This is a genomic window from Paenibacillus sp. J22P165 (genome assembly GCF_059692015.1).
In genome coordinates this window covers 72204-98983 of sequence record NZ_JCAUAP010000003.1, presented here as the reverse complement: position 1 = coordinate 98983, position 26780 = coordinate 72204, and the positions used below count along the sequence as shown (strand labels likewise).

Here is a 26780-nt window from a genome sequence, read left to right as displayed (position 1 = left end):
GTGGTGAGAATTATGAGTTTGCAAAAAGTTTAATGGACTGAATCGTGTTGTTATGCGGATCAATATCGATCTTCAGCAAAGTACCTTGTGATTTGTATGACAATACGTAGGTTGAGTTCGTATCCGGTTTGCCTAAAGTGGCGATCGCGTCTTGAACGCTCTGGCCTAGACGCAAGCCATGTAAACCAGGATCAATGTCAATTGAGTGTACATCAACGAATTCAAGCGTTCCTTTGCTGTTGAAGCCGACGGAGAAGTCCGTGAAATCGTAAACCTCAATGTCATCTTCTTCCATCACAAATTGCTTCTTCACTTTGCCAAAACGCTCCAATACAGCAGCTCGTGGCGTCCCAAGCTTTAATCCCATCAAGGTCGGCTTTTCTTGTTGATAAGCATCTTCTGCTTTCACCTTTGGCTTAGCCGTAGGCTTTGGACTTGTGATGATTTGAGTCTGGGAAATATCCCCTTGATCAACTTTGGTGATACCGGCGACTTGTGCTTCATGCTTGGTGCTATCATCGATCGCTGGTGTGGCAGTCGGGACGGCGACAATGGTCGGAGGCGTGGATTCCTGGGTGATCTGTGCAGGCGTATACGTGTTCGTTACCTCTATAGTAGCCTTTGGAGCAGGAGCAGATGATTCTTGGCATCCAGTCACCAAGAATGATGCAATTGCAACAGGCATACAGCCTACAAGGATGGGTTTAATTAGGTTGTTCATTGCCATCTATCCTTTCCTCCGAAGAGTCATTGAATTGAAAAATACAAGTAAGATTAATGATACTGTTTTATCGAAGCTTTTCAAATAGCTCTTCCTGCCCAAATGTGAGCAATTCTAGAACGAATACCAAATGAATGTAAATCCTTATATTATATAGACACCATGGATGCGCAAAAAGTTTCAGTTGTTTTTTGTTATTTTCTAAATGGACTTGAAGAGGCAGGAGCAATATGGTAACTTACTCATAATAGAAAGCTAAAGGGGGCCGATTTCATGGAGTTATTGAAACAGCGGATCTTAGAGGTCGGCGTCGTCGCTTCAGATCAAGTACTTAAACTTGATGCCATTTTGAATCACCAAGTAGATCCTGTTCTCATAATGGAGATGGGGAAAGAATTTGCAAGATTGTTTAGAGAAACGAAGCCAGACAAAGTTCTGACGGTGGAATCATCTGGTATTCCTATTGCTTACACGACTGCGTTGCAGCTCGGTGTCCCGATGGTATTTGCCCGTCGCAAGAAGACATTAACGATGGATCAAGATACGTATAGTGAGCGTGTTCCCTCTTTTACCAAAGGGATAGTTACCGATATTATGGTGTCCGCGCATTTGCTGCACAAAGGTGAGCGTATTCTGTTGATCGATGATTTTATTGCCAATGGCGATGCAGCGCGCGGTTTAGTCCGCATTGTGGAGAAAGCAGAAGCAGAGCTTGTCGGTGTTGGTATTGTTGTTGAGAAATCGTTTCAAAATGGCGGAAAATCCATTCGCGAACGCGGAATTCGCGTGGAGTCACTAGCGCGAATCGCCTCGCTGGCGAACGGGCAGATCACTTTTGACTGATTTTACATTGCGACAATGACTTCCCTGAAAACGATTTATCTATTATAATGATTACAAGGTAAGAGAGGAGGCTGACATCTATGGGTATCGAAAATGGTTCCATTGACTATTTTATGACAAAGCTTGGGGAAGCAAAGACTCACTTTGAACGTGCACTAGATTGTAAACATACAGAGTTTGATGACCTGTATCCGTATATGATTGAACACCCTCAATTTTTCTGGTATAAGCGTTATGTGGCCTGGTCCGAGTTGTTAACAATCGTGAAGCTTTGTACAGAGCTAACTATCGAATGGGAGCAGCAGTTCTCAGTTGCACAATCGGATTATATCAAGAAACGTGTGATGTCAAGCAAAGTCCTTGATTTCTGGTTTGAAACGAACGATTCGAAAGAGCATGTGAGTTAATCACCCATATATGATAAAAAGGCCAATGAATTCCATAAGGATTCTTGGCCTTTTTAATGTCTGCGTTTGCTGCTAAATGCCGTTTTCCAAAACGTTCATGGTTTCGATATGTCGTTTGGTCTGCTCAGAGCCAAGTCGATGCAGTGACCGATATACTTCGGTTAGATAGTAGTCGTATTCTTGATTTGTTTCATTCGAATAATATACTTTCCAAGGAAGCCAAGAAGTGGCGTAGCTGCCCTGTGAAGAGTTATCGGTTTCTTCAAAAAGCTCTTGCAGCTTGGCGATGTCATCTTCTGTTGCAGATATTTCGAATTCGTAATCAAGTGCGGTGCTGTCTTCCAATACTTCTCCCGTACCCACATTGACGTAGTACGTTCTCTTCTCCATTGTAATGTCCTCCCTTACGGTAGGCATGAGTTAGCCTTTACCTTGTCGCATGTCTAGTCCTCGTTAAGGTAACCGAAGATGAATGGATTTATGTAACGTTTCACCGAATCGCGAATTGGTGTATGCTAAAGAAGCACATTGGTGTTGAGATACTTATGATGGAGGTGCTACATAGATGATTTCGGAAGAACAGTTAGATCAATATCGCGTAGACAGTACTTTGCTTCGAGTGATTCGTGATGTCAGCCCAACGAACGATGTACGAGGTATTGTTGTGGCTTGGGATGATGAAACGGTGCTGATTCGTAAAAAAAATCGAAGGGTCGTCAAGCTGGCCCGCGGTTACGTTTATCAGCCTTATGAGAACGAAAGGCCGCCTGCGTTCATGCTGCCGCAAGAAACGATAACGCCGGATGATCTGTCCGATGATGCAGAGTGAGGGTGCGTCTCTGGCTAGTTTAATTCCCGGTGTCGGGATGAAACAGGTACACTCAAAGAATGGCCCATATATGCAGATTACAAGTGACAGCCCACTGCGAACACTGAATTCCTCCCCTTGGGGAGGCGGATTTGGATACCATCGGGTGTTGATGAATCGACAAGTGGACAAGACGTATAACGAGATCGATCCGATGGTGGAGATGGAAGCCTTCCTTGAACGCGAAGGACTGGATCCTCAGAATACGGCTGGCATGCTTACCGCGGTGTGGTTGAAGGACGTTGGCTTCATGTCGTTAGCTTGGCCGCCAGAAGAAGCTTACAGGGAACAGTCTGCTTACGACGACGTGGAACATGTAGCGGAAACGCTTCGCGTTGCCGCGTGGGTGACCGTAGGGCTCGGGAATAAAGCACGAGCAGGTGCTGTACTGCCAGCTGCTTCGCTGTATCCCGGTACCATTAACACTATCGTCGTCATAGACGGAAATTTGACAGACGCAGCATTAGTGAACGCAGTTGTCACGGCTACAGAAGCCAAAACTGCAGCACTTCAAGAACTGAACATTACCATCGCTGGTCAATTGGCCACAGGGACGACGACAGATGCTGTGCTCATTGCCGCGACGGGCAGAGGAAAGATGTACCGTTACGCGGGTACAGCGACAACTGTGGGCTATCTCATAGGCAGAGCAGTTTACGAAGCCACACTTGCTTCAGCTAAGTTGAATGAGCATGACATGAGTAAACGCCATGCTGCTGCTGAACAACCTTCGTAAGCTTGAAGCGGGGTTGTTTAGGATGAAAAAGACCTCTCGTCCATGAGGACGGGAGGTCTTCTACTACGTTGGGGTATAGGGTGTATTTACGCTATGCTACGTTCTTCGGAACACGCCAAAACCGAGACCGGCAGCTAGGCCGTCGATATCCGAGATATCGTTATCTTCATTCTCGTTTTTGAAGTTGGGATCGTGAACGATCCCCTCTGCTTCACCTTCGGTTAAATGACGCTGATTGCCTGTGTATTTCGGCTCTAGCGCCTCAATTTCTTTCTTATCCATGGGTCATACCTCCTTTCCCAATAGGGTTAGGAAGTGGTTACGGAATTATGCATGCATGGGAAAAGTTTCATTGACGAGCTTTTGCGTCACATGGTATATTAATTTTGTAAACGCGATCATGGCGGAATTGGCAGACGCGCACGGTTCAGGTCCGTGTGGGCTTACCCCCGTGGAGGTTCGAGTCCTCTTGATCGCATTACGAAAACACCCTACTCTGAGTCAATCAGGGAAGGGTGTTTTTGCATCCAATCGCGGAATTACTGCCCTGTAGCGGTTTTCATGAAATACAGGTATAATACATAGTATAGATTGTACATTTCTTTATTTCTAAAGGAGCTGAATTATTCATGGATAGATCCGTTACGATTACACAATCCGGCAGCTTTGCACATGTGCTCCAAACGTTTGCAATTTCCCTTTTAGTTTCCTTTTTGGGGACATTGATTGGTGCAATGGTCGTGCCTCCATCTATGGTGATGCTTTTCGTTATTGCAGAGGTAGTTATGTTGGTAGCAGCGATTGTTATCCGAATTCGTGGCAAAAACATTGGCTATGGCTTTCTTTACTCCTTCACAGCCATTTCTGGTGTGACGTTATATCCAGTTATTATGGCGTACGGCGGTCAGCTTGGCGCTAGCGTGGTATCCGGTGCATTTTTTGCAACGGCAGCGATTTTCGGCTCATTAGCTTTCTATGCACACCGTTCCCAACGTGATTTCAGCTTCCTAGGCGGCTTCTTGTTTGCAGGAACGATTGGACTTGTGTTGATGAGTGTGCTTGGCATGTTCCTCAACTTCGGTTCAGCTATGAATTTGGTTTGGTCGATGGCTGGGATTCTGATCTTCAGCGGTTGGGTTCTGTATGATGTTGCCCAATACCGCAACGGTGTTGCATCCGAAGCTGTGCCACTTGCAGCATTGAATATTTATCTTGATTTCATTAACTTGTTCCTGTATATCCTGCGTTTCATCGCTTCGATTGTGGGTTTCAACAGAAACTAAACATGCGCGGCTAACGCGGATTAATAAAAAGCACGACGGCTTCTCCGATCCACGGAAATGTGGAAGGGGGCCATCGTGCTTTTTTTTGGCTGCTAGTTGGCTATCTAAGACTAAGTCTTAGACTTGCCTGGCAGCTTTTTGGTATGGAAAAAGGGGATATCTCCTCGGAAGCTTCGATTGATTTCCAGCAGCGTATGGATTAACTGGGTTAGATCCGTGTAGTTCATACGAAGCGTAAATGGATCAGTGTACTTTTCGGATTTTATACGTATTTCAAGCCTAAGATTTGCTTCATCCATATAAATTTCAAGCTGCTCATTTGCAAGCATTAGTTCCCACATTCAAACCAACACCTCTTTCTCTCTCTAGTTACTTTAAGCTTATGTTTGTAGGACGAGATTAGAAGCAGATGCAACGAACAGGATGGATGCTTTTTATGGAAATAAGCACGATTTCCGCACTTGCCTCATACAATTTAATGATCCTAATTGAAAGAGGTGAGAAGACCTATGGCAACTTGTAGCACATGGATATATAAAGGGATTTCGCCTTCGGTATTCCGAGCGTTGCAGCAGGTAGGTAGGAGGCAAGGTTTCTCTATACCGAGTACAGCATCAGGCAAATTTACGATTACAGTGGTCAGCATGAATGTTGGCTTCCAATATGCCTGGGATACGAATGCACAAACCTTGATGTTGTTGTGTGATAATAAGCCCATGCTGTTAGGCTGCGGTACGATCAAATCCTTTGCTGATAAAATTATTGCGGAGAGCGGCGGAAGACCAGGATGATTGCCAATGAGTAAGCGGTTCGCCACCTGTCTTTGCGTAGTTTAAAGCCTTATTGCTCTGGTTAGAATAAGGATAAAAGGCAGGTGGGCGTATGGCAAAGAGCGATGATCTAGTGAAGTACATAACTCAACAAGTCGTCACCTATATCGACACGCCGAAAGAAGTCCGTCAGCAAGCAAAAGCGACGATTAAAGAGCAGCGTGAAGGTTGGCAAACGCGTTGGTTTGGGATGCTACCATTAGCAGCGCGGATGTTGTTTGGACGACCAAAGTCGAGAAAATGAGATGAGTTGCTGAGCATGAACTGCGCGCCGGAGTTAGTCGGATTTTTCGAGTAACTTGGCTGGTTTGGGGCTTGCGCGCTGGAGTTAGTCGAATTTTTCGAGTAACTGAGCTGATTTCGCACCGCCGAACCAGAGATACTCGAATTTTCCGAGCAACGCTGCTCGCACAATAAAAAGGCCAACCCGTTTGCCGGGTTGGCCTTTTCGCGCTTCACATTTCGCCCTTCACGTTCACGTCGGCGACACTCAGGGATACAACTCCCCAAGCCCTATAGAAGCATCCAATTGCACATATCGCGGACCCTCATGGTCCAAGACAAGATAGTTATCCCCATGTAGCCATTGTTGATAACCAAGCACAGCTAAGGGCATCGTCACGAGCTCATCATACAACAGGGTGACGTAGGTTAAATCTCCTTGCTGTTCCATCGCAATCTGCAATTCAGGCAAGGAGGTCACAGGCAGCGGTGTGCCTTCAATCCATGGCAAACGGTCATAAGGATCAAACGCGGGCCGCACCAAGGATCGAGCACCACCAGATAAATCCGTCGGCTTATTAGCAAGGCTATCGACTTGACGTGGTGTTGGATCTACGGTGAGCGGCAGCAATTCCCCTGATTTGGCGTCGAGATAATAGGTCTCGCCACCCTGCACTATTTTCCAAACGGACGTAAGAGTATCCATATATAAGCGGTTTTCGATGATCTTTTCATTTTGCACAAAATCGTCGTATAAGGTGGCTGAAGGTATGAGTTCTTGTTGTATCAAAGAGCGATACAACGTAGCTAAGCTAAATAGTGGGGATGGGCCTGTCCCGTATTCGGTTAAACGAAAACCGCCACTGTCTACGGCATGCACAATCATATAACCTACCTCTTGGCCTTTATCGGCTAAGATAATGACCCAGCCATGCGTTCCAGGACCGAGCGGATAGCTGGCCCAACGTGCTTGTAACCAACTTTCAAAGCCGGCTTCCTTCGCAAGCGTGGACTGCCACTTACTGATCGTTGAACCGAATGATGCTGTACTGGCCAAGTCAGGGGTTGAGGTTACTGCTTTATTAGGTTCTTTCACTTGCGTCTGTGTAGGGCTTGTCCCTGCTAGATTGTCTACGGCCGAAGTGTGTAAGGGCATGAAGCCAATACTGCACAGAATGATACAAGTGGCGGTCCAAGTGGTCCACGACTTCATCTTCGTTCACCTGCCTCTCGCTAACCTACTAGTGTATGTGACTATTGTAATTCTTATGTCTTAAAAAGAATGTTAGAACCTGTTGCGGATTATTTGCGAGGTTTTAGCGACTTGCGTCAGTTTCTGGATGATAATCGACTCGCATTAAGGTGGAATAAACCGCCATTAATGACGGATACCGCGATTCGCGGTTTATGCTGCCAATCGATTTCTTCCAGCCGATTCCGACATTGGATTTCGATCTCATCTCGTTTGTTGGGTTCTGCTGCAAGCAAAAGCCCATTATAATAACCTTCCACCCGATCAATTTCACTACGGTGCTGCGCATTCGCATCATCGGCCCATCGGTGGTCGTAGGTGCTGATTTTGCGCTCAAGTGTCATCTCTAAGGCATTGATGGCTTTCGGGATCGAAATGGTGTCCGGTAAAATGTGACTATTTGCCGGGAGCTTCGGTGATAAAGTCTTTGTCAGCATTTGTTTATGAAAATGCTCCCGAATTTCACCGGTACCCAGCTGAATGGCGAGAGAATGTATTTCTGTCCGTTTACGGTCACAGAGCAGCTCAACCTTGTAGTTCACACACAGCCATGTGTTGTAAACGAGGGAAGCATGATACGTCGCCCCCACAGGGAAGGGCTCTTCGAATAAATGAATGAAGCGACCGCGTTCGCGCACGATGCCGAAGATCTGGTCGAGTCGCCGGCTGCCAAAGGTCACGTCATCTTGTGGGACTCGCGTGGTGATGGTCGTCGGAACGAAGCCGAAATAACGCCCCAGTATGCTGTCCGGCGCACTGCCTGCAGGAGCGCCAGCTCCGCCTTGACCAGATGGCCCGTAGCCGGTGGAAGACGGGCCAGCGGCAGCAGTCACAGGAGCGGCAGCCTTGGGCTTAACTTCTAATTTCATCTGCTCGGGATCGATGACAAATTTATATGTCATCGTCTCCGCAGCAGCGCCTGTACGCTCAATAAAACTCCAATAGTAAGGACGGCCTGTCATTTCCCGATCTGCTTCGGGAGAGAGCTTCACCGTTACATAAGAAGGTGTCTTCTCCAGAATCGTACAGTCATAAGCTTCCAGAAAACGCATCACGAACGAGTGGATGTTTCGTTTATTCATGGACCCACCTCTATACTCTGGGAACCGCTTACGGCATCAAGGATATCTTGGAACTTGGCGCCATACTGCGGATTTTGTTCGATTTCTTGTCGTACTTCACTGATGGAATGTCCGAGTTCATCGATTTTGCGGCGGATTTCTTCGCCGGAGCCAGCTTCCATCACCATTCGGAACAGCGACGTTTCAAGCGAGCCTCGTTTCTCGATTTTCTCCAAAATCGTATCCAGCTGCCCGATAACCAGTTCGAACATATTGATCTTCTCGTGTAACAACGATAGGATATGTTCTTCAATAGTATTCCTTGTGGATAAGTTGTAAATGTTGACGTCATGCGTCTGCCCGAGTCGATGGACCCGCCCGATTCGCTGTTCCACACGCATAGGGTTCCAAGGGAGATCGAAGTTGATCATGTTGTGGCAAAATTGCAAGTTAATGCCCTCGCCACCCGCCTCGGTTGCTATAAGAACTTGTACCCGATTTCGGAATAAATCCATCATCCAGTCTTTTTTCCCGCGATTCATGCCTCCCCGATAGGGGACCGCTGTGATTTTCCGTTCTTTGAGGTAATTTAACAAATATTCTTGGGATGCCCGATACTCGGTGAAAATAATGACTTTATCATTGATGTCTTGGATAAGTCTCATCGTCGTTTCTGCTTTGCTATTCGACTTGATACTGCGAATAAGCTCAACGAGTTCCCAGATCTTAGGACGTACAGGCGAGTCTTCAGCAGTCTTTTTAAATAAATTCACCAACGTAATGAACACAGCATCCCGAGAGCTGCACACTTCACGCTGAAGCGTAATCATAGAAAGCATGGAGCTGAGATCGCCGCCATTCTCGGAGTAACGCGTTCGTACGAAATTCGTAACCCCATCATAAAGTGCTTGCTCTTCATCTGAGAGCGTGAGGGGAATATTGCGCACAATCCGCTTCGTATAATGCACGCCGCCATCGCCGCGGCGATTACGAATCATGACTTTGGACAGCTCCTGCTGCAGCTGAATCTCATTCTTCGGCGTACGCTTACCAACAACGAAGTTGGTTTTGAAGCTGTTCTGACCGCCAAGCTGGCCTGGTTTCAAAAGGGTGATCAGGTTGTAGAGTTCTTTGAGATCGTTCTGCACAGGCGTAGCTGTGAGGAGCAGGCAGTATTTTTTGCGCAGCTCGTTGACGAAGGTGTAGTTGGTTGTTTTTTTATTCTTCAACTTATGGGCTTCATCGACGATGAGCATATCGTATTCAAGACCCATAACAATATCGCGATGCGGGTCTCTTTTGGCCGTATCCATCGAGGCTACGATAATGTCCGCTTGCTGCCACATGTAAGCTTTCTTATGTGCAACAGCAGGGATCCCGAACTTCGTATTCAATTCCCGAACCCATTGCAAGACAAGGGAAGCAGGTACAAGGATAAGCGTTTTGCGGACAAGCCCGCGGATCATGTATTCTTTTAAAATTAAACCAGCTTCAATCGTCTTCCCAAGTCCAACCTCGTCGGCCAAAATAGCACGTCCACGCATCTCGTTGAGCACGCGTTTCGCTGTTTCAATCTGATGAGCCATCGGTTCAAGTGTCCCTAAGTGTGCGAGGCATTGCATATCATCAAACGTAGAAATAAGCCCCGACTCTTCTGATTCGTAGGCAAGCTGATATAAGGTCCAATCATCCCAAGGACCCCCTCCATGTACACGATTGTCCAGCTCAGTAAACCAGTCCCTCTCAAAATGCATATCTAGCTGTTTATGAATGGGGCGAATGTTCTCTTGCTGATCATGTTGACGCATGGCTGTGCCCTCCTAAAAGTTTTCGCTAGAAAACTGACTTCGTAAGCATAAACTTAAGTTTTGCGTAGCAAAACTAGCATCGTAAGCATACGCTACGTTCTGATTCTGCGCCTACCCTCGCAAACGTCGCATACAGGTTAGTATGTCCAGAGAAGAGTCTTTCATAACTTTTCCCATGTAAGACTTTTACTGGTGCTGGGGCGAGAAGTCGAATGCGGAACATGAATATGCTATGATAGAGGTTAGTTTTGGGAAAAAAGTTGACGTTCTACACGAAAGGAAGTCGAATGAGATGACAGCTTGGCGATTTATACATACAGGAGATCGTTCTCCTGCTGAAAATATGGCTTTAGATGAAGCGATTCTTACCGCTCACAGTGAAGGGAAGGTACCGCCAACGGTGCGTTTCTACGGATGGAATCCAGCGACGTTATCGATTGGTTATTTTCAAAAAGCAGCAGAAGTGGATCAGGAAGCGGTAGCGAGCGAGGGAATTGGCTTCGTAAGACGGCCTACTGGCGGACGAGCTGTGCTGCATGATAAAGAACTGACGTATAGCATTATCGTAGCTGAGGATTATCCAGGCATCCCACGTAATGTAACAGATGCGTATCGGGTATTGAGCGAGGGGCTGTTGCAAGGTTTTCGTGCGCTAGGCCTTGCAGCAGAAATGGTACAGCTGGCGAGTGATGAGGAAAAAGAGAAATACGCCTCGGCGGGCTCTGCGGCATGCTTCGATTCACCTTCGTGGTACGAGTTGGTAGTAGAAGGTCGCAAAGTCGCTGGCAGTGCGCAGGTTCGCCAGAAGAACGTAGTACTTCAGCATGGTTCGATTCTGTTGGATATGGATACAGATCAATTATTTCGGATGCTGCGTTTCTCGAATGAGAAAGTGGCCGATCGCATGAAGCAAAGCTTTCTGAAGAAAGCGGTGGCGATTAACGAATTGCTGCGTGCGCAAGGGAAAGCAGAAGTAACATTAGGAGAAGTCGAGGAAGCGTTCCGACGCGAAATCGCCCTTGGACTTGGTGTGGAACTCATCGAGTCGTCATTGACGGATTATGAGGTTGAACTTACGAATCGTCTTGTTGCCGAGAAATATGGCACGGATGAGTGGAATTTACGACGGTAACCGTTGAAAAAGGTTGGCCAGGCGCCTATGTCTGTCCAACCTTTTTTTATAGATGGAGTGGCAGCTTTTGGATGTGTTTGCGTCGTTCATTCTCGAAGGCTTGAACCGTGTAGTTCGATTTTACCTGACTATTTGCGACTGTTGGCAGAAAGAAGTAGGTTTAGTTCGATTTCGCCAACCTAAATGTGATAAAAGTAGGCGGCACACCAGAAACTGGCTGTTTAGTTTGGCAAAATCGAATTAGAGCAGCGTAAAGGTCGAGTAGGGTCCATTTTAATTCGGCAAAACCTGCCTACATGCGATTGTGAAAGCGGTTTGCCCCTCAAACCGTGAAAATCCCGCCAAGCCACTGACTGGGGAGGTGCGATAGCCGTTTTCTCAATAGATATACCCGAATCATGTGTATTGAAGGAAAATCCATCTCATTTTAAAGTGGTGTCATACCATAAGAAGGGGATGGAGGAGTCCGATGAAAGCATCACCAGGAGAGAAGTTATTCTATGCATTGAATTATTTGGTGCTAACCGTTATTGGGATCACATGTGTGATGCCCTTGATCCATCTGCTCGCGTTATCATTCAGTGATCAGCCAGCCGTCATCTCAGGACAAGTTGGTTTATGGCCAGTGGGATGGAATTTGGAATCGTACCGATTGTTATTTAAGGGGACACAAATATTACCTGCATTCGCAAACAGTGTCAAGATTATGGTCGTCGGGACCTTATTAAGCATTGGGTTTACAATTTTGGCGGCATATCCGTTGTCCAAGCGTTATTTTTTTGGAAGAAAGACGTTCACGATGATGCTGATTTTTACCATGCTTTTCAGTGCAGGCTTAATTCCCGGTTACTTATTGATTAAAGGTCTGGGCATGGTGAATACGTATTGGGCGCTTTGGCTACCAGCCTTGGTGAGCGTGTATAATACGTTGGTTTTAAAAACTTTTTTTGAGAATATTCCCTTAGAGCTCGATGAAGCGGCCAGAATGGATGGCTGTAATGAGTGGTGGCTGATCGGACGTATTTATTTGCCACTGGCCGTGCCCGCGATCGCAACATTGATCTTATTCTACGCGGTCGGCTATTGGAACATGTTCCAAAATGTCCTCATCTATATTAACGCTCCTGCTAAACAGAACTTAACGGTGATCGTCCAGCAAATGATCATGAATAGCATGCTGCAAGTCGATCAATATTTACGACCGGAAGAAGCGATTCAAATTACACCAGAGTCCATCAAGTCATCGGGTGTCATCGTGATGATTCTTCCGATGTTGATTGTATATCCTTTTGTCCAGAAGCATTTCGTGAAGGGCGTTATGATTGGCTCCGTAAAAGGGTAATGATCCCGAAATAGGCATATCGCTGAAAAAGGTATATCCCCCAAAAAGATGTATATACAGCGATTCTTGTATATTGCTGGAGGGATAGACGCAGGTCTACAGTGAGGTCAAGCGAACCACATCGGTGATTCTGCTGATGAACACTAGGAAAGTACATTCTTGAGGAGGTCAACCCGAATGAAAAAGAGATTACTCGTTGTATCCACGGTAGCAGTTGCATTAGCGTCTATCAGTTTACTAGCAGCATGCGGCAAGGCAGATGATAGCAAGGGAACGGAAGCGTCGACAAGCACAGCCAGCACGCAGGCTTCCAAAGCTCCTGAAAAAAGAGGTAAAATTTCGACATCCATTTATGATCGCGGGAACATGGTGCCAGAAGAAGGAACGCTGGATAAAAACCGCTGGACAGAGTGGATCAATAAGAACGGACCTGTTGATGTCACATTCGTCCCTATTCCTCGTTCGAACCCGCAGGATAAGCTGAACGTGATGTTTGCTTCCGGTGAAGCGCCTGATTTAATCCAGGATTATGATGGGAAAAATCGTAGTACGTGGTACGAGTCCAAGCAATTGCTGCCATTGGATGACTTAATTGCGAAGAATAGCGTGGAGTTTAAGGCGTTGCTGGAAAGAAATCCGCTTCTCAAGAAATTCGGTACACGTTCCGATGGCAAGCTGTATGATGTTGCGGTTCTTGGCAAGCTGGAAGTGAACTGGGTGTTCATGGTTCGTACAGACTGGCTGAAGAAGATGGGCTTGGAAGCGCCGAAAACGACGGATGAGTTGTTTGCGATTGCGAAAGCTTTTACAGAGAAAGATCCGGATGGTAATGGTAAAAACGATACATACGGTCTTACACTTGGCGGCGGGTATAACCAAAAAGTCATTGACTTCATGTTCGGAGTACCGGTGTTCTCCAATTACAATTTAAAAGACGGCAACCTGCAATATGCGTGGGAAAATCAGCAAGCTAGTTTAACGTTTAAGAAGAAATTGTTCCAAGAAAATGTCATTGATAAAGATTTCGCCGCAGATACGACGGGAGATAAAGCGAAGCGGGATTTCTTGAACGGCAAGCTTGGCTTCTACACAGGTGGGGTACCGAGTGCCATAGAGATGGAAACGTTGCTGAAAAATGATCCAAATGCAGTTGTAACGCCAATTCTTCTACCGAAAAGCTCATTCGGTCAATTCAGTCCTCCGGTCACATCGCCAGTACAAAATGCGGCCGTTGTGAATGCGAAGGCGAAAGATCCAGTCGCGGTTATTAAATATCTGGATTTCCTGACGAAAGAGAGTTCGCAGAAAGCGTTGAAATGGGGCATTGAAGGAGAGCACTACAAGCTCGATGCGAAGGGTTGCCCGCAACCAGTTGACGCAGATAAAAACAAAAAAGAACGCAGCTATGCTGGGGATTACGGCATGATTATGTCAACGCTTCCAGGAATGCCAACTTGTGATACGCGAATCGATTCACTTAGCGACAGCGTGCCTGCACAGAAAGAACTTAAGCGTATTATTATCGAAGCGCGCAAGCTGTACCTTGCTCCTGAGCGCCCAGTAGCCGGCTATTTACTGGAAGTGCCTTCGGTTCCAAAAGACTTGGATATGATCGTACAAAGTGTACCGAATATTCAAAGCGCTGCTGCCAAAACAGGCGCGCCAGATGAATTCGTGAAAGCGATCGTAACACCAGGTATTTCTGCGGAGCAAGCTATTAAGACGTCCCAAGATATTTGGAGCAAAGCAGGTGGACCGAAGGTAGATGAATGGTTCCAAAATTGGTATAAAACGAATAAAGATAAAGCGATTTTGGTTACAGACATTTATACGTTGAAATAATTCATAATTCCTTATGGGCCGGACAGAGCATGTATCTCTGATCCGGTCTTTTCGGTGTTCAGAGGAAAAATGTATATCACTGAAAATAGCGTATGGGCAAGTCAAACAGATCAGGTTACAATGAACTCAACCAGCCTTACTTCAAAGGAGTTTAGTAACATGCAGATCAATAAAAACTGGTTTAATCGGCTCCTCATTTCGTACATCCCTGTATTTGTCATCATCGTATTTCTGTTATCTGTCTTATTTTTCGTGTTCACCAATTATATGGCGCAAAGCCAAGCGAAGAAGGCCAATAACATATTTATGGAGCAGGCGCTTGGAAATTTGGATCGTACACTCAAGCAAATCGATCAAGGTGTGTTGCGAGAGCTCAACTATAACGAGGGATTGAATAATTTTTATTTTGCAGCTGAGGGAGATCGATATTACGGTTTAGCGCTTCCCGTCTCGAAGTTGGATCAATTCGTTTCTAGTTATCCCGAAATTGATTCTGCCTATCTGTATCGAAAAAACGACGGTAAAGTGTTAAGCAGAAGTCTCATTGTCCCGTCTGAGTTGTTTGGTGATGCTGAATTTATTCAACATATGGTTAAAGATGGAAACCCTGCGGAATGGCTGCCTGTTCGCAATTATTCGGAATATATCGGAGAAAAACCGCGACGCGTCATCAGTATTGTGCGCAAAGCGCCTCTTCTAACGGGAGACAAAGGTTTCATTGTCATCAATGTGAATGCGGATTATATCGCGAAAATGATTGATGCCATGGCTTATTCACATTACAGCTATATTCAAGTGATGGACGCCAATAACAATGCGATCAATCGAACTGGCAAAGCCATTGCAACCCCCATTTCCTTACAGTCTGGCGTCATGAGATCGGCTTATACCGGCTGGGTCATGCAGATTGGTCTGAAAGAAGGCGGAGTTAGTTACTTGTTCTCGAGTTTATACATTCTTTGGATATTGATCACGATTGTGATGTTAGGTGTTGGGATCTGGTGGATCATCCATGTGTCGAAGAACCATTACCGACCTGTTGAATCGATCTTACGTCAGGTGCGTACAGGTGCGTTCCAGAAGGTGCTCGACAAACCGTCCGACGGGCATGATGAGTTTCATTTTATCCAAAATGCCATTACCGAGCTCATCGATCAATCGAATGAGTTTAGGCAGCAACACAGACAAGACATGGTCTATCGTAAGCAAGTCCTGTTCACCGATTTACTTCAAGGTAGCAAAATGTTCTCATCAGAGGCTTGGCAGGAACAACTTGCGACATATCGACTGCCCACGCAATACGCTGCACTGCAGATGGCCGTTATTGAAATCGATAAATTTCAGCAGTTCTGTGACATCTACAACCACCGAGATCAGACCTTATTGAAGTTTGCCCTCAAAAGCGTGACAGGAGAGATTGCCGAGAAGCACGGAGTGGCTGCTTGGGGCGAATGGATCGATAATGATCGGCTGGGCGTGCTTTTATTTCTAAAGGAAACTTCGGATGGACAAGGTACGAAAGTTGTCATGGAAGAGATGCACCAATGGGTGAACGATCATTTGCGGTTTACCGTGACAACGGGGTTAAGCTCGCTGGCAGGTCAGTCGGAGGACATTCCGCTTGCATATGAAGAGGCTGTCACATCGTTAAAATATAAGACCGTACTCGGGTTAGGACGCGTTATTTATTTCCTGGAAATAAAACCGAAGATGGATAGTGACGTGTATAATCGTCTGCAGCATGTGCGCGGAATCGTCATTATGTTCAAGCAGGGCAATGAAGAGTGGCGCATGGCATTTCATAATCTTATCAGCAATCTACGCGACGAACATGCGGTAAAAGATGATATCGTCATCACGATGGAATATTTCAACTATCAGTTGAATCACGCGATGAAGGAATTGAATGCTGCCTATACCGCGCATTGGGAATCGCAAGCGTATCCAGCTTTGTTGCAGATGTTGGACCATTATGAGCTGCTGGATGAGCTGGCGGAGCATTACTTGAAGCTGCTGGACGAGGAATACAGCAACATTACGGTCATTCATGACAGCAGTTCGAATCGCTCGGTCATTCGGCAAATGCAGAAATTTATCGATGAGCATCTCGTCAATCCGGATTTATCACTAAATATGATCGGCGAAGCGTTTGATATGAATGATAAGCAAGTCAGTCAATTAATTAAGCAAGAGTTAGGTGAAAAATTCGTTGATTACTTGGCTCGTCTGCGGATTCAGTGTGCAAAACGGTTGTTGGAAGAAACGGATGAATCGATCCAGTCCATTTCGTTGAAGGTCGGGTATATCCACTCCTTATCCTTCATTCGGATGTTCAAAAAAATGATGCAAATGACGCCAGGTGACTACCGCAAGCTGCATCGCGCGTCATAAAGTGGGAAGCATTCACCCGATGAGGGGGGATGCTTTTTTCTTTTGCGTACAGGGTGCATATACTGGATTCTTGTGTATTGAGAAGGGGCAGCAGGCCACGTAAAGTAAAGCTAAATACGGAGAAAAGCTGTGCGACTGAAAGGAGCAACAACGATGAAATCACCTGCCATGTATTCCAGAAAAAAATATTGGGGATTGAACGCCCCCCTTCTGGTTATGTTCATCCCCGTTCTGATCTATTTTATTATTTTCAAATATGTGCCGATTGGCGGCCTGGTTATTGCTTTCAAAAGCTATAATTTCACAGACGGCATATGGGGCAGTCCGTGGACGGGACTCGCGAATTTCAAATTGATGTTCCATAATCCGAACATGTTCAAAATCATTCGAAATACGTTCATGATTAGTACGTTAAGTATCTTGGTTGGATTTCCGTTCCCGATTATGTTGGCGATCCTGCTCAATGAGGTTAGGAAATCATTTTTTAAGAAGACGATTCAAACACTTGTGTATTTCCCGCATTTCCTTAACTGGGTAATTATTGGATCCTTTGTTGTGCTTATTTTCGCGCAAGAACATGGGGTTATGGCGTCGATAAGTAAAGCGATATCGGGCGAAAGTTATCCATTTCTGTATGATAAGACGACGTGGCTGGCGATTTTCTTAGGGTCTGGAATATGGAAAGAAGCGGGCTTCTCGGCCATTATTTACTTGGCTGCGCTAAATTCGATCGATCCGAGCTTATATGAAGCGGCAAGCATTGACGGTGCGAATAAGTGGAAGCAAATGTGGAATGTGACGCTGCCAGGTATCGCTCCTGTGATTGCGTTGATGTTCATTCTTTCGATGGACCGCGTGATGAATGTGGGTTTTGATCAAATCTATGTGCTAGGTAATCCGGTCGTCTCTGATCTGGCGAATGTCATTAGTGTATGGAGTTATAATGTCGGTCTGCGCAATGCGCAATTTAGCTTGTCGACGGCAGTTGGTCTATTTGAGTCCTTGGTTGGGCTTATCCTCGTTGTGATCGCAAATGGCGTTGCACGTAGGTTCGGTCAAAGCATGTGGTAGTAGGTAGTAGGCTATGAAGGGAGGGGATAAGGACAGTTGGAGATTCATCCACGCAGCTAGATATGGCTTGCAATTCTAACGAATGAGGTGAATGAGAGATTGAACAAGACAAAGTTATGGTTGAAAAGTGTGGCTCTTGGCTTATCGCTTGCGGTTGCAAGTCCATTGACGGCATTGGCCTTTGATTATGGTGATCTACCGACAAACATCTTTCCGGCAAGCGGGTATACCAACACCGTATGGGGTGATCCCGGAGGGTGGACGACACTTGACGTAACTTCGTACAGCGTTCCCGCCAACAATCCAAGTGTAGATGCTTCGGCAGCTGTTCAAACTATGATCAACAGTACCTCGGGGCGTCGTATCTTGTATTTTCCGGATGGGGCTTATTATTTTAAAACACCGCTAAGTATCACAACAGGCAATATCATTATTCGTGGGAATGGGTTGACGAACACAACGTTTTTCATTGGCGATTCGGCCAATGTGAATACAGAGCTGCGCTTTGATGGCAGCAAAGTGGGAGATCCCGTATCCGTGACAGGTTCCCCGGCAGCAGGAAGTCAAAGCATTACCGTGGACGATGCGAGCACGCTTAATGTAGACGATTACATCTTGTTGTATCTCTCAGGGGGCAAGCTGGCTTGGAGTACGTATACGGAGTCTCAAACGTTTAAAATTACGGGGAAAAGCGGGAATACGCTGACCTTGGGTAAAATCATTGGGCTCGATTACCCAGCGGCCAAGCTGCCGAAAGTGCAAAAGCTGAACCTGCTGCCCAATGTCGGCGTAGAGAAAGTGAAGCTCGTGCGGACGGTTCAGCCAACGATTGAGAATACGAATAATCTCGTCCTCAATCGGACGGTGAACAGCTATGTCAAAGACAATGAATCGATCTTGAGCGGCAGAGGACATATCTCGATTGATAACAGCAAAGATGTCACGGTGGAACGGAATTACGTCCATGATGCTTTTATCAAAAATGTAGGCGGATACGCCTATGGTATCGTCAATAATGCCTCAACGAGCGTACGTATTACGGACAACAAACTATGGGATTTGCGACACCATATTCTGCTTCAACTAGGTGCCAACCACTCCGTCGTGAGCTACAACTCGTTAGAATCACCATATACCGACTATAACGATTTGGCTTTCCATTCGAATTACGCCTACATGAACTTGATTGAAGGGAACACCTTCAAGGAAGGTTACGCGGATAATTCAAAGGCGGGCGATCCTGTGATGACGGCGACAGGTCCGTACAACACATGGTTCCGTAATAAAGCAACGGGCAAGATCGGTACCGATAATACATCTACCGTAAATCAGAATATGATCGGCAACTATGTGGGCAGTATTTCGACGGCTGGTTCAGGTCATTACCTAGGTGCGAATAAATTGACGAGCGGTACAATCAACTGGGGCTCTTTAAGCGCTACGTCGAGCATTCCGGCGTCCTTATATGCGACTTCTCAGCCATCGTTCTTAAGTGGGAAATCGTGGCCACTGTTCGGACCTAATGTAGGAACGGATTGGGGAGTCAGCAACACGAATCCTGCGAAAGACAGAGCCATTCCTGTAAGCGGTATCACGACGGTTGATGATTTGAATGATTGGAGTAAGACGTACAGTCATACTGCGAACTTAGGTTTTGATACATTGAATACAGCCAAATTCGAGGGAGATACTTCGCGGGCGAAGCGAACAACGAAGACAAATGAAGAGGTTGTATGGTATCAGCCGGGGATGAATTCGTTTAGCGCAGTGACGTACTTCTGGCCATCAGAAACTGTTAATGCGTTCACGCTTTACACATCGGTAGATGGATCGACTTGGTCGACAGCGACACCGACTGTTACTGGCGGATCAGGTGATTGGAAGAAGTATACGTACACGCTAGCAGGCTTAAGAGGCGTGAATTACGTGAAGATGAGATGGAATAATACGGCTGGTTCCGTGTGGAATCCGCAAATTAGTAAAGTGACGCTGACAACCTACTAATTGAAAAAGGCAGATCCAGTCGCCACGGTTAATGGCTTCTGGAACTGCCCTTTTTGTGTTTTATCCAAGTACGACGCGATCATCGGCTAGCTTATTGCCGCTGATGTGCTCAAACTCACCGAGTAGCTGCGCTACCGTGAGATCTTTTTTCCGTTCTTCGTTCACATCGAGAATGATGCGGCCTTTGTCCATCATGATCAGACGATTGCCGAGACGGATCGCTTGCTCCATGTTATGCGTGACCATGAGTGTGGTCAGCTTCATTTCACGCACGATTTCCTCGGTCAAGCGTGTGATAAGCTCAGCACGCGCAGGATCGAGTGCAGCTGTGTGCTCATCAAGCAGCAGAATCTGCGGCTTGGTGAACGTCGCCATCAGCAAGCTGAGGGCTTGACGCTCTCCGCCGGAGAGCAGTCCCACCTTTGCGCGCAAACGGCTTTCCAGGCCGATACCAAGGCGCTGGAGCTGTTCCAGGAACAACGCGCGCTTACGCGCGTTGGTGCCGAAGCTGAGCCCGCGCTTCTTGCCGCGGGCATACGCCATGGCGAGATTTTCCTCGATGGTCATTCGAGGAGCCGTCCCCGCCATGGGGTCTTGAAAGACGCGGCCGATCCAGCGGCTGCGCTCGTATTCCGGCAGATGGTGAATGACTTCACCATCGATGCGCACTTCGCCGGCGTCTGGAGTCATGACGCCGGAGATGATGTTCATCAGCGTCGATTTGCCGGCGCCGTTACTGCCGATGACCGTGACGAAGTCACCGGGCTTCAGGGTCAAGTTAATGCCGATGAGCGCAATTTTCTCATCCGCAGAACCAGGATTAAAGAGCTTGGAAACGTTCGAGAGTTGAAGCATTACCGCTCACCTCCTTTATTCATTTGCAGCGCGAGCTCGAGGAGCTCGGCAGAGCGTTTCTTCGCATTTGCTTTTTGTTTAATCGCTCGCTGCACGGATGGTAGAACAAGCGCGATAATGACGATAATCGCCGTAATGAACTTCAAATCGGAGGCATTGAGCCACTCGATTCGAAGTGCTAATGCGACAACAATCCGGTACACGATGGAACCGAGTACAGCAGCAAGTGTCGCTTGGAAAACCGAACGAGCTCCAAAAATCGCTTCCCCAATAATAACGGAAGCTAGTCCAACCACGATCATCCCGATACCCATCGAGATGTCGGCAAATCCTGAATTCTGAGCAATAAGCGCACCGGATAGAGCCACTAACCCATTCGATATGCTCAAGCCAAGAATCGTTGTTCGATCCGTATTGGCACCAAAGCTGCGGATCATGCGAGCATTGTCACCTGTTGCACGGAGGGCAAGACCCAGATCGGTATGCAGGAACGCATCAAGTAACAATTTGAATACAATCACAATGATCAATACAACGGTAATTGGCGACATGGAAGTAAACAAGGTATCTACGCCAAGAAGCGAGATGTTCGGCTTGCCCATGATGCGCATGTTAATCGAATATAGGGCAATCATCATCAGAATACCTGACAGAAGCCCGTTAATTTTACCTTTGGTATGAAGCAGTCCTGTACAAGCGCCAGCAATAAGTCCACCTGCAAAAGCAGCTAAACAAGCAATAATCGGTGAGTAGCCATTTGCAATTAGTATTGCAGCAATGGCACCGCCTGTTGTAAAACTCCCGTCTACGGTTAGATCGGGGAAATCCAAAATACGAAATGTAATATATACACCAAGCGCCATCAACGCATAGAGAAGTCCTAGCTCGATAGCACCAGTCATTGAATCCAGCATCATTTTCCCTCCTTACTTTGAAAAAAAGAGATGAACGAAAGCGACGTTCACCCCTTTTGTGTCTAAACAATATTACTGAATAATGTTTTTCTCTTTATCTTTTACTGCTGATTTCATTGCATCTGTTACTTCGATGCCTTGTGCTTTTGCTGCTTTTAGATTTAGGATTAGATCCATTTTGTCAGGCACAGTAACTTTCATGTCGGCTGGCTTTTTACCATTTTTCAAAATATCAACAGCCATTTGTCCTACTTGGTACCCATGATCGTAGTATTTGAAACCAACTGTAGCGAAGGCACCTTTTTCTACTGTATCGCGGTCACTGGAGAAGAAAGGGATTTTCTTGTCATTCGCGATTTGAATGATACCATCCACACCACTAACAACTGTGTTATCAAGCGTAATCAAGAATGCGTCTGCACGGCCAACTAGGGATTGTGCAGCTTGTTTTACTTCGGATGTGTTTGTAACAGGTGCTTTAATTAGCTTAATGCCATGCTTAGTTAAAGATTGTTCTGCATTTTTAGCCATAATGACTGCGTTGGGTTCTCCTTCATTGAGGACCAGACCAACCGTCTTAATCTTCGGCATGTTAGCTGCAACGAAATCCATTAATTGGGCAATAGCCATTGGATTCGTATCGGAAGCTCCGGATACATTGCCGCCTGGCTTATCCACATTGGTTACGATTTTAGCTGCAAGTGGGTCCGTAACAGCTGCGAAAAGAATCGGAGCTTTCTTCACTTGCTGTACAACTGCTTGTGCGGATGGTGTTGCAATTCCAAGTACAAGATCGTTGTCGGCGGAAGCAATTTTTTGAGCGATGGATAAGTTATTCGGTTGATCGCCTTGTGCGTTATTGAAATCAACTTTCAAATTCGTGCCTTCTACGATGCCTGCATCTTTAAGCGCTGCCAAGAAACCTTGACGTGTTGCATCCAAAGAAGGATGTTCAACAATTTGCGAAATTGCGATTTTATACGTTTTGGATGCTGCTGCGGTAGCTGCTGGTGTAGTTGAGGCTCCGCCGGTTGCTGCAGGTGCTGGATCAGCTTTTTGACCACAACCTGCTACTAACATAATGGCTGCTGATAATACGATGGATGTGAGTGCTTTCTTTTTCAAATAAATTACCCCTCTCGAAGTTCACACTTGTTACTTGGACGCATTGCTCTCGCACCACTTTAACGCTTTTGTTCGGCAAAGTATGAGAGGCGACGTGTCCAAGTTCTTTTATAATTAACCATAGTTTAATTGGCTCAGAGGGTTTCCGTCAATTGTTTTATCCGTATTTGTGATTTTTTTGTGAAAATTTGGCGGGAAATGGAAGAAGTTCATTTGGGGAGTGAGGTATGTTGGTAAAAAAGAGAGCAACCCTAGAAGCTATTTGAGATGACTAGGGTTACCCTTGAATGTGAAGGAGTCTGCGATTTCTATTGGAGAAAGGTTTTTTCAAATTCTGTTTGGAGCCTCTGGGTAGTTGGACCAGGTGTACCAGTACCGATGACTTGCCCATCGATTTGTAGAATCGATGTAATTTCAACCGTCGTTCCTGTTATGAAAACTTCATCCGCTTGCAAAAGTTGATCGGTCGTAAAGGGTTCTTCTTTGACTTGCAGTTGTAAAGCATGCGCTAATCTAAGTACCACTGCACGCGTAATACCATGCAAAATCAAGTGATTCGCAGGATGCGTGTAGAGAACATGATCTTTGATTATCATCAGATTCGATGCGCTGCATTCAGTGATCGTTCCTTCTCGATGCAAGATGACTTCTTGTACGCCATGATCTAGTGCAGCTTGTTTTGCGAGCACATTAGGAAGCAAGTTCAAGGTTTTGAGATCACAACGCAGCCAGCGAATATCGGGTTGAGTGATGGCTTGGATACCATTTTGAATCGTGGTGAGGGGGCGCTTTACCTCAGAGCAATACGCCAATAAAATCGGCTCAGCTTGTGTTGGGAAAGGATGTGCGCGAGGCGCTTCTCCGCGAGTAATTTGCAAATATACCGTACCTTCGACGAGGTTATTTTGTTGAATGAGTTTATTGATGATGTCGATGATTTCTTCGTTGTTGTAAGGTAATTGCAGACGTACCTCGCTTGCTGTGCGTTCGAGCCGCTGCATATGCGCTGCCCCTTCATAAATCTGGCCATTGTAGACGCGAAATACTTCGTAAATACCGTCACCGAAATAGTAGCCGCGATCGTCAGGTGAGATTTGGATGTCTTGTTTATGTACGAATTCGTTTTTATAAAAATAATACATGTGGTTTCACTCCTTTTATAAAAAAATATTTACGGAACATATGTTCTAAAATAAAGGCTGATGTGGTATCCTACTTATAGGTTAACAAAGGAAGAGAGAAGCGTCAAAGCTAGTAAATTCGTGACTAGAGTGAATTTGGTTCTTTTGCCAATGGATCATCCATATGTTGTGTAGTATAATAATTTGGCACTACCATATATTGAGAAATGCGGGATACCGAATCTCGTAGTGATTATCTTAAATGCAGCTGTATATGCACTTTATTAGGAGGCTTATGTTCATGGGGAATGTGTATGAGAGTAAGAAGCTAACGGGATTGAGTGAGAAGATATTTTTGGATCGCTACGCACTTAAAAATGCAGACACTAGTCATGCAAAGGTAGGGGATACCGTTCTTGTCCTAACCAAAGATGATCCTAAATTTCCAGCCAAAGAGGTTGGCGAAATAATTAGTCGTGAAGGAAATACCGTAAAGGTTCGTACACGCAGCGGGGAAACCGTGGAATCTGCGGTTGAGAAGCTAACGTTAAATATGGAGAAAACACCAGAAGAAATGTGGGACCGTTTGGCTGGCGCCATGGCATCCGTTGAGAAGACAGCGGAGAAACGTCAGGAATGGACGGAAAAGTTCAGATATATTTTAAATGATTGGAAGCTTGTTCCTGGAGGCCGTATTGCAGCAGGAGCGGATGCGAGTGATGAGTTGACGTTATTTAACTGCTACGTAATTCCTTCACCGAAGGATAGCCGTGGCGGCATTATGAATACGTTGACTGAAATGACAGAAATTATGTCACGCGGCGGTGGCGTTGGGATCAACCTTTCTTCGCTTCGTCCGAGACGTTCTGTGGTGAAGGGTGTTAATGGCTCTTCCAGCGGTGCTGTCTCTTGGGGCGGTTTATTTAGCTACACGACGGGCTTAATTGAGCAAGGTGGAAGTCGTCGCGGAGCACTAATGCTGATGATTAACGATTGGCATCCAGATTTGGAGGATTTCATTACGGTGAAGTCCACGATGGGACAAATTACGAACGCGAACTTATCTGTATGCGTAAGTAATGGCTTCATGAAAGCAGTGAAGGAAGATCTAGGGTGGGAACTGGTGTTCCCGGATACGACAGATCCAGAATACAATGAGTTATGGGATGGCAATTTAGACGCATGGAAAAAGCTAGGCAAAGCGGTTAAGCCGTATCGTACGGTTCGAGCTCGCGATGTATGGCATTCCATTATTGAATCGGCATGGAAATCGGCTGAACCTGGTGTTGTATTCTTGGAATACTACAATCAAATGTCCAACAGTTGGTACTTCAATCCGATTATTTGTACGAATCCGTGTGGAGAACAAGGACTTCCAGCGTGGGGCGTGTGTAACTTATCTGCGATCAATTTGTCCAAATTCTATGATGCGGATAAGCATGATGTGGATTGGAAAGAGCTTGCTACCGTCGTGCGTTACTCAACGCGTTTCCTAGATAACGTGATTGATAAAACACCGTATCATTTTGAAGAAAATCGTGCGAATCAGCAGAATGAGCGTCGTGTAGGACTTGGAACAATGGGTCTTGCTGAGCTTATGATCCTGTTGAAAATTCGTTACGGCAGTCCGGAATCACTCGTGTTCTTGGACAAAATCTATGGGTTTATGGCGAGAGAAGCCTACCTGGCTTCCTCTGAGATTGCTGGTGAGAAGGGCTCGTTCCAAGCCTTTATTGAAGATAAATTTATGGAAAGCGGCTTTATGCGCAAAATGACGGAGGTCTATCCAGAGGTTGGCGCTTCCATTCGTCAGCAAGGTATGCGTAATGTTACCGTCATTACACAAGCTCCGACTGGCAGTACGGGTACGATGGTGGGTACATCGACAGGGATTGAGCCATATTTCGCTTTCGAATACTATCGTCAAAGCCGTTTAGGCTTCGATAAACAATATGTGCCGATTGCGCAGAATTGGAAGGACGCCAACCCTGATCAGGATCTGCCGGACTACTTTGTTACCTCGATGAGCTTGTCCGCTGAGGATCATATTCGTGCACAAGCTGCTATTCAGACGTGGGTGGATAGCTCCATTTCCAAAACGGCTAACTGTCCAGCGGACTTCACGGTTGAAGAAACCAAACGCCTCTATGAATTGGCGTATGATCTGGGCTGTAAAGGCGTGACGATCTATCGCGATGGCAGTCGTGATGTTCAGGTGTTGAGTACAAGTTCTGAGAAGAAGGATGAAGTGAAAGTTGAAGCTCAGCCGGAAGTAGCGCCAGTAGCTGTCGCGGCGGAAGCTGTCGCAGAATCGGGAAGCTTAGCTCAGCTGTCCGGCAAACTTGCTGTGAATGTTGATGCGAAGACAGAACAAGTGTTCGATAGGCAATACAAGCGTCGTCCGCAAATTTTGCGTGGTGCTACCTATAAAGTGAATACACCATTCGGTATGGCATATATCACGATTAATGATATGAACGGAACACCGAGCGAGATTTTCCTTAACGTAGGAAAAGCGGGATCCGACGTGTTCGCGATGTCCGAAGCACTCGGACGCGTGTGCTCGTTGTTCTTGCGTTATGGTGATCACGGTGACAAAGTGAAGCTGCTCGTGAAGCACTTGAAAGGCATTGGCGGCTCCGGCGCCATTGGTTTCGGTAATAACCGCGTGGAGTCGATCGCAGACGCGGTTGCGAAAGCGCTCGAGCAGCACGACGAAGTGATGAGCGAGCCTGACGACGCGCGGAACTACGTGACCGCGACGAGTGAAGTTGTTGAGGCAGCACCGGCGCCTTATGCGACTGCGAACGGGTACGCAGCTCCGAACGCGACGAATGCCGCGGCGATGGACCTGTGCACGTCATGCGGTTCCGCTTCGCTGGTGAACAGCGAAGGGTGTAAGAATTGCGTCAACTGCGGATATAGCAGATGTAATTAATGGAAAATCCAGGG

At 46.3% G+C, this 26780-nt stretch carries 25 protein-coding genes and 1 tRNA gene; 15 read left to right on the top strand and 11 right to left on the bottom strand.

The window, feature by feature from the left end:
- Nucleotides 1–10 precede the first annotated feature (10 nt).
- A complete protein-coding gene (locus tag AC58QM_RS08170) occupies nt 11–727 on the bottom strand; it encodes a DUF4309 domain-containing protein (protein ID WP_497282923.1) in 717 nt (238 codons plus the stop codon).
- 267 nt (nt 728–994) lie between these two features.
- On the opposite strand from AC58QM_RS08170, the gene AC58QM_RS08165 reads away from it, so the two are divergent.
- Together AC58QM_RS08165 and AC58QM_RS08160 are read left to right on the top strand one after the other, a co-directional pair.
- Nucleotides 995–1564, top strand: a complete 570-nt coding sequence (locus AC58QM_RS08165; RefSeq protein WP_497282922.1) for a xanthine phosphoribosyltransferase — start codon at nt 995–997, stop codon at nt 1562–1564.
- Nucleotides 1565–1644: 80 nt separating this feature from the next.
- Nucleotides 1645–1971 (top strand): hypothetical protein, encoded by a 327-nt coding sequence (locus tag AC58QM_RS08160; protein ID WP_056615938.1) that lies wholly within the window; start codon nt 1645–1647, stop codon nt 1969–1971.
- A 72-nt stretch (nt 1972–2043) separates the two neighbouring features.
- On the opposite strand, the gene AC58QM_RS08155 is transcribed toward AC58QM_RS08160, so the two are convergent.
- The gene (locus AC58QM_RS08155; protein ID WP_310222679.1) at nt 2044–2361 is read right to left on the bottom strand and encodes a hypothetical protein; all 318 of its coding nucleotides are present in this window, start codon (nt 2359–2361) and stop codon (nt 2044–2046) included.
- 175 nt (nt 2362–2536) lie between these two features.
- On the opposite strand from AC58QM_RS08155, the gene AC58QM_RS08150 reads away from it, so the two are divergent.
- Nucleotides 2537–2800 (top strand): hypothetical protein, encoded by a 264-nt coding sequence (locus tag AC58QM_RS08150; protein ID WP_310222681.1) that lies wholly within the window; start codon nt 2537–2539, stop codon nt 2798–2800.
- Nucleotides 2787–3575 carry an adenosylcobinamide amidohydrolase gene (locus AC58QM_RS08145; RefSeq protein ID WP_497282920.1) on the top strand — a complete coding sequence of 263 codons (789 nt, stop codon included), beginning with the start codon at nt 2787–2789 and terminating at the stop codon, nt 3573–3575. The genes AC58QM_RS08150 and AC58QM_RS08145 overlap by 14 nt, the downstream gene beginning before the upstream one ends.
- Nucleotides 3576–3671: 96 nt before the next feature.
- Here AC58QM_RS08145 and AC58QM_RS08140 read toward each other — a convergent pair whose 3' ends face one another.
- Nucleotides 3672–3857: a hypothetical protein gene (locus AC58QM_RS08140; protein ID WP_497282918.1), complete on the bottom strand. Its 186-nt coding sequence runs from the start codon at nt 3855–3857 to the stop codon at nt 3672–3674.
- A 112-nt stretch (nt 3858–3969) separates the two neighbouring features.
- Here AC58QM_RS08140 and AC58QM_RS08135 point away from each other — a divergent pair.
- A tRNA-Leu gene (locus tag AC58QM_RS08135) sits at nt 3970–4053 on the top strand.
- 151 nt (nt 4054–4204) lie between these two features.
- Nucleotides 4205–4858 carry a Bax inhibitor-1/YccA family protein gene (locus AC58QM_RS08130; RefSeq protein WP_497282916.1) on the top strand — a complete coding sequence of 218 codons (654 nt, stop codon included), beginning with the start codon at nt 4205–4207 and terminating at the stop codon, nt 4856–4858.
- Nucleotides 4859–4968: 110 nt separating this feature from the next.
- Here AC58QM_RS08130 and AC58QM_RS08125 read toward each other — a convergent pair whose 3' ends face one another.
- Nucleotides 4969–5199, bottom strand: a complete 231-nt coding sequence (locus AC58QM_RS08125) for a hypothetical protein (RefSeq protein WP_497282914.1) — start codon at nt 5197–5199, stop codon at nt 4969–4971.
- Between the two features lie 168 nt (nt 5200–5367).
- Here AC58QM_RS08125 and AC58QM_RS08120 point away from each other — a divergent pair, with 168 nt between their 5' ends.
- Together AC58QM_RS08120 and AC58QM_RS08115 are read left to right on the top strand one after the other, a co-directional pair.
- Nucleotides 5368–5649: a hypothetical protein gene (locus tag AC58QM_RS08120; RefSeq protein WP_310222693.1), complete on the top strand. Its 282-nt coding sequence runs from the start codon at nt 5368–5370 to the stop codon at nt 5647–5649.
- A 91-nt stretch (nt 5650–5740) separates the two neighbouring features.
- A complete protein-coding gene (locus AC58QM_RS08115; RefSeq protein ID WP_497282912.1) occupies nt 5741–5932 on the top strand; it encodes a YqzE family protein in 192 nt (63 codons plus the stop codon).
- A gap of 246 nt (nt 5933–6178) precedes the next feature.
- Here AC58QM_RS08115 and AC58QM_RS08110 read toward each other — a convergent pair whose 3' ends face one another.
- From AC58QM_RS08110 to AC58QM_RS08100, 3 genes are all read right to left on the bottom strand, one after another.
- Nucleotides 6179–7123, bottom strand: a complete 945-nt coding sequence (locus AC58QM_RS08110; protein WP_497282910.1) for a hypothetical protein — start codon at nt 7121–7123, stop codon at nt 6179–6181.
- A gap of 116 nt (nt 7124–7239) precedes the next feature.
- Nucleotides 7240–8244 (bottom strand): YqhG family protein, encoded by a 1005-nt coding sequence (locus AC58QM_RS08105; protein WP_497282908.1) that lies wholly within the window; start codon nt 8242–8244, stop codon nt 7240–7242.
- The gene (locus tag AC58QM_RS08100; protein ID WP_497282907.1) at nt 8241–10031 is read right to left on the bottom strand and encodes a DEAD/DEAH box helicase; all 1791 of its coding nucleotides are present in this window, start codon (nt 10029–10031) and stop codon (nt 8241–8243) included. The genes AC58QM_RS08105 and AC58QM_RS08100 overlap by 4 nt, the downstream gene beginning before the upstream one ends.
- A gap of 292 nt (nt 10032–10323) precedes the next feature.
- Between AC58QM_RS08100 and AC58QM_RS08095 the strand changes: the two genes are divergently transcribed.
- The 6 genes from AC58QM_RS08095 (at nt 10324) to AC58QM_RS08070 (ending at nt 19813) form a co-directional block, all read left to right on the top strand.
- A complete protein-coding gene (locus tag AC58QM_RS08095; protein ID WP_497282905.1) occupies nt 10324–11163 on the top strand; it encodes a lipoate--protein ligase family protein in 840 nt (279 codons plus the stop codon).
- 469 nt (nt 11164–11632) lie between these two features.
- Nucleotides 11633–12505: a carbohydrate ABC transporter permease gene (locus AC58QM_RS08090; protein ID WP_497282903.1), complete on the top strand. Its 873-nt coding sequence runs from the start codon at nt 11633–11635 to the stop codon at nt 12503–12505.
- 177 nt (nt 12506–12682) lie between these two features.
- The gene (locus tag AC58QM_RS08085) at nt 12683–14347 is read left to right on the top strand and encodes an extracellular solute-binding protein (RefSeq protein WP_497282901.1); all 1665 of its coding nucleotides are present in this window, start codon (nt 12683–12685) and stop codon (nt 14345–14347) included.
- A 159-nt stretch (nt 14348–14506) separates the two neighbouring features.
- Complete coding sequence (locus AC58QM_RS08080; RefSeq protein WP_497282900.1) at nt 14507–16738, top strand: helix-turn-helix domain-containing protein; 2232 nt, start codon at nt 14507–14509, stop codon at nt 16736–16738.
- Between the two features lie 153 nt (nt 16739–16891).
- Nucleotides 16892–17809 carry an ABC transporter permease gene (locus AC58QM_RS08075; protein ID WP_497282899.1) on the top strand — a complete coding sequence of 306 codons (918 nt, stop codon included), beginning with the start codon at nt 16892–16894 and terminating at the stop codon, nt 17807–17809.
- 99 nt (nt 17810–17908) lie between these two features.
- A complete protein-coding gene (locus AC58QM_RS08070) occupies nt 17909–19813 on the top strand; it encodes a hypothetical protein (RefSeq protein WP_497282897.1) in 1905 nt (634 codons plus the stop codon).
- Nucleotides 19814–19873: 60 nt separating this feature from the next.
- On the opposite strand, the gene AC58QM_RS08065 is transcribed toward AC58QM_RS08070, so the two are convergent.
- The 4 genes from AC58QM_RS08065 to dat all read right to left on the bottom strand — a co-directional run bounded on the left by AC58QM_RS08065 (nt 19874) and on the right by dat (nt 23849).
- Entirely contained in the window at nt 19874–20668 is a 795-nt protein-coding gene (locus AC58QM_RS08065) for an ABC transporter ATP-binding protein (protein WP_497282895.1), read from the bottom strand.
- A complete protein-coding gene (locus tag AC58QM_RS08060) occupies nt 20668–21582 on the bottom strand; it encodes an ABC transporter permease (protein ID WP_497283616.1) in 915 nt (304 codons plus the stop codon). Before AC58QM_RS08060 ends, AC58QM_RS08065 begins: the two co-directional genes overlap by 1 nt.
- A 72-nt stretch (nt 21583–21654) precedes the next feature.
- The gene (locus tag AC58QM_RS08055) at nt 21655–22707 is read right to left on the bottom strand and encodes an ABC transporter substrate-binding protein (RefSeq protein WP_497282893.1); all 1053 of its coding nucleotides are present in this window, start codon (nt 22705–22707) and stop codon (nt 21655–21657) included.
- A 308-nt stretch (nt 22708–23015) separates the two neighbouring features.
- A complete protein-coding gene (dat, locus tag AC58QM_RS08050) occupies nt 23016–23849 on the bottom strand; it encodes a D-amino-acid transaminase (protein WP_497282891.1) in 834 nt (277 codons plus the stop codon).
- 280 nt (nt 23850–24129) lie between these two features.
- Between dat and AC58QM_RS08045 the strand changes: the two genes are divergently transcribed.
- Nucleotides 24130–26766: an adenosylcobalamin-dependent ribonucleoside-diphosphate reductase gene (locus tag AC58QM_RS08045; protein ID WP_497282889.1), complete on the top strand. Its 2637-nt coding sequence runs from the start codon at nt 24130–24132 to the stop codon at nt 26764–26766.
- The last annotated feature ends 14 nt before the right edge of the window (nt 26767–26780 follow it).